Here is a 2123-nt window from a genome sequence, read left to right as displayed (position 1 = left end):
TCGACACTTAAGGCAATGGGTTCAATTGATTTACGTTCAAGCCCACTGAACTGGCCACTCATGTAGCGAAAAAAATTGGCTCTGGACTCGCTCCTGAGAAAGCAGTCATGGAAATATTCGTGGAAGCCTTCGAGCTTGTCCTTAAAACCTTCAATCTCTGCAAGGGTTAAATCAAATTTTGGAACTGAATAACAATGCTCATTTCTTCGACAACCTGGTAGCATGGCCTGCCTCCTTTGCTTGATGTAAGGTAATTGGCATAGTGGCAGGCTTTGAGTGAACAATCAAGTGTTTTTATCTAAATTGCGTTGTAGGGTTATTTGGTTCTTCAACCCGTAAAGGAGAATGTTAATGAGAAAACTGTTCCTGACCGCGTCACTGGCCATGGCCCTGCTGTTCATGGCAACCCTCAACCTTCATGCCGCCACCGGCACCTACATCGACTGCATCCACGGCTGCCCCGACCTGATCGACTGCAACAACTGCTGCAACGAGACGTTCAGGAGCATCCTGGGGGCCTGCGACGAGAAACGGGACCAGTGCGAGGCCCTGTGCCCTCCGGGCGTCATGGAATGCTTGAACATCTGCATGCGCGACAGGAATGACTGCCTGGGGCAGGGTTCCCGGAATTTCGACTGCCCGCACTGGAAGGCCGGCGGCCCGCAGCAGGGTTTGACAAAAGCATCAGAATGCATTGAATGTCATGAGTACCGTTAGAGTCATTTCGAACATTCATCAGTGAAGATCTTCAATATTTTCAAGGAGCATCATCATGCGGAAAATGTGGAGCAAGATTTTCGGAATAGCGGCCCTGGCCTTCATGCTCTGCCTGACCGGACTGGTCATGTCCGGCACGGCCTTTGCCCAGCAGTGCGTGGACAACGGAGATGGAACCGTGACGGATAACGGAACCGGCCTGATGTGGCAGAAAGCAACGGCTGGTCCAATGAACTGGGATGCGGCCATGAGTTATGCCTCCGGCCTTTCATTGGCTGGACATTCTGACTGGGCATTGGCTGATGCAAATACATTAGTCAGATTGTATTCTTCGGCATGCAAGTCAATGCTAGAAGGGGCAGCAGATTCTTTATATTGGTCATACACCTCTACTGGTTCCGAAGCATTGACAGTCACCTTCAACAACTCTGATACAATTTCTGTTGATAAATCCATCCGTCACCATGTTCGTGCCGCACGACAAAATAATGAGGGAAACACAAAATCGATATGCAGACCGTGGTGTACAGAATAAATAATTTGGAATGAAGCGGAAAAAAGCAGATAGCCAGTCAATTTAACTGCTTATCTGATGAGAAGTCGGCTCGTTTATCCATTCGTTACGTGCGTGACGCAGCGATGGGATATTTTATTCTTCAATGATTTTTCCCTTGGAATGCATGGAAGTCGCCAAGGACAACCTAACCCGGCCAGAGCAATCGACTAAAAACACTAACTATTTGAACATCATTCAATATCCTCAAGGAGCAGCGTCATGCGAAAAGCGTGCAGACTGATTTACGCGACAGCGGCCCTGACCTTCATGCTCTGCCTGACCGGGCTGGTCATGACCGGCGAAGCTCAGGCCCAAAGATTCCTGGACAATGGGAACGGGACGGTGACGGACACGGTGACGGGGCTGATGTGGACCAAGGATGCCAACCCGTTCGGCAGATTGAATTGGCAAGACGCCATGTCCAGGTGCAGCTCTTTCAGCATCTCCGGCATTGGCGGCTGGCGGCTGCCGAGCAGGGATGAGCTTGTGGCTTTATACCATGCAATTCAAGGCGGACATCCCTTTACCGGGGTCCAGTCGTCCAACTACTGGTCCGGCACGACCGACTCGGACAACACGGGCTTCGCGTGGTTCGTGTTCATGGACGGCGGCTATGTGGGCAACGTCACCAAGCACAGCATCCTCCACGTGTGGCCGGTCCGCGCCGGACAGTGAGGTGTTTTGGAGCTCTAGTACCATGTAACAATTATTCTTTCGTTTAGTTCTTCTTTGTGGTAGGCGAACTCCATACAAACCAGGGAGGTCGCCATGTGCCCACGCTACCGAGTCACTTTAACTGAAGAAGAACGCGGAGAACTTGAAAATTTAACGCGGCGTGGTAAAACTCACG

3 protein-coding genes and 1 pseudogene are annotated in these 2123 nt (G+C 50.8%); 3 read left to right on the top strand and 1 reads right to left on the bottom strand.

Features of this window, described 5'->3' with window-relative positions:
- A pseudogene (locus AC559A_RS19015) lies at nucleotides 1–224 on the bottom strand (hypothetical protein); the annotation flags it as partial.
- 127 nt (nucleotides 225–351) lie between these two features.
- On the opposite strand from AC559A_RS19015, the gene AC559A_RS19010 reads away from it, so the two are divergent.
- The 3 genes from AC559A_RS19010 to AC559A_RS19000 all read left to right on the top strand — a co-directional run bounded on the left by AC559A_RS19010 (nucleotide 352) and on the right by AC559A_RS19000 (nucleotide 1948).
- Nucleotides 352–717, top strand: a complete 366-nt coding sequence (locus tag AC559A_RS19010; RefSeq protein ID WP_498819264.1) for a hypothetical protein — start codon at nucleotides 352–354, stop codon at nucleotides 715–717.
- Nucleotides 718–772: 55 nt separating this feature from the next.
- Nucleotides 773–1252, top strand: coding sequence for an Lcl C-terminal domain-containing protein (locus AC559A_RS19005; protein ID WP_498819263.1), 480 nt, complete (start codon nucleotides 773–775; stop codon nucleotides 1250–1252).
- A gap of 240 nt (nucleotides 1253–1492) precedes the next feature.
- Nucleotides 1493–1948 (top strand): Lcl C-terminal domain-containing protein, encoded by a 456-nt coding sequence (locus AC559A_RS19000; RefSeq protein WP_498819262.1) that lies wholly within the window; start codon nucleotides 1493–1495, stop codon nucleotides 1946–1948.
- Nucleotides 1949–2123: the final 175 nt, after the last annotated feature.

It is taken from the genome of Desulfonatronum zhilinae (genome assembly GCF_900182865.1).
In the GTDB taxonomy this organism is placed as follows: domain Bacteria; phylum Desulfobacterota; class Desulfovibrionia; order Desulfovibrionales; family Desulfonatronaceae; genus Desulfonatronum; species Desulfonatronum lacustre.
This window is presented reverse-complemented; position numbering and strand designations above follow the sequence as displayed.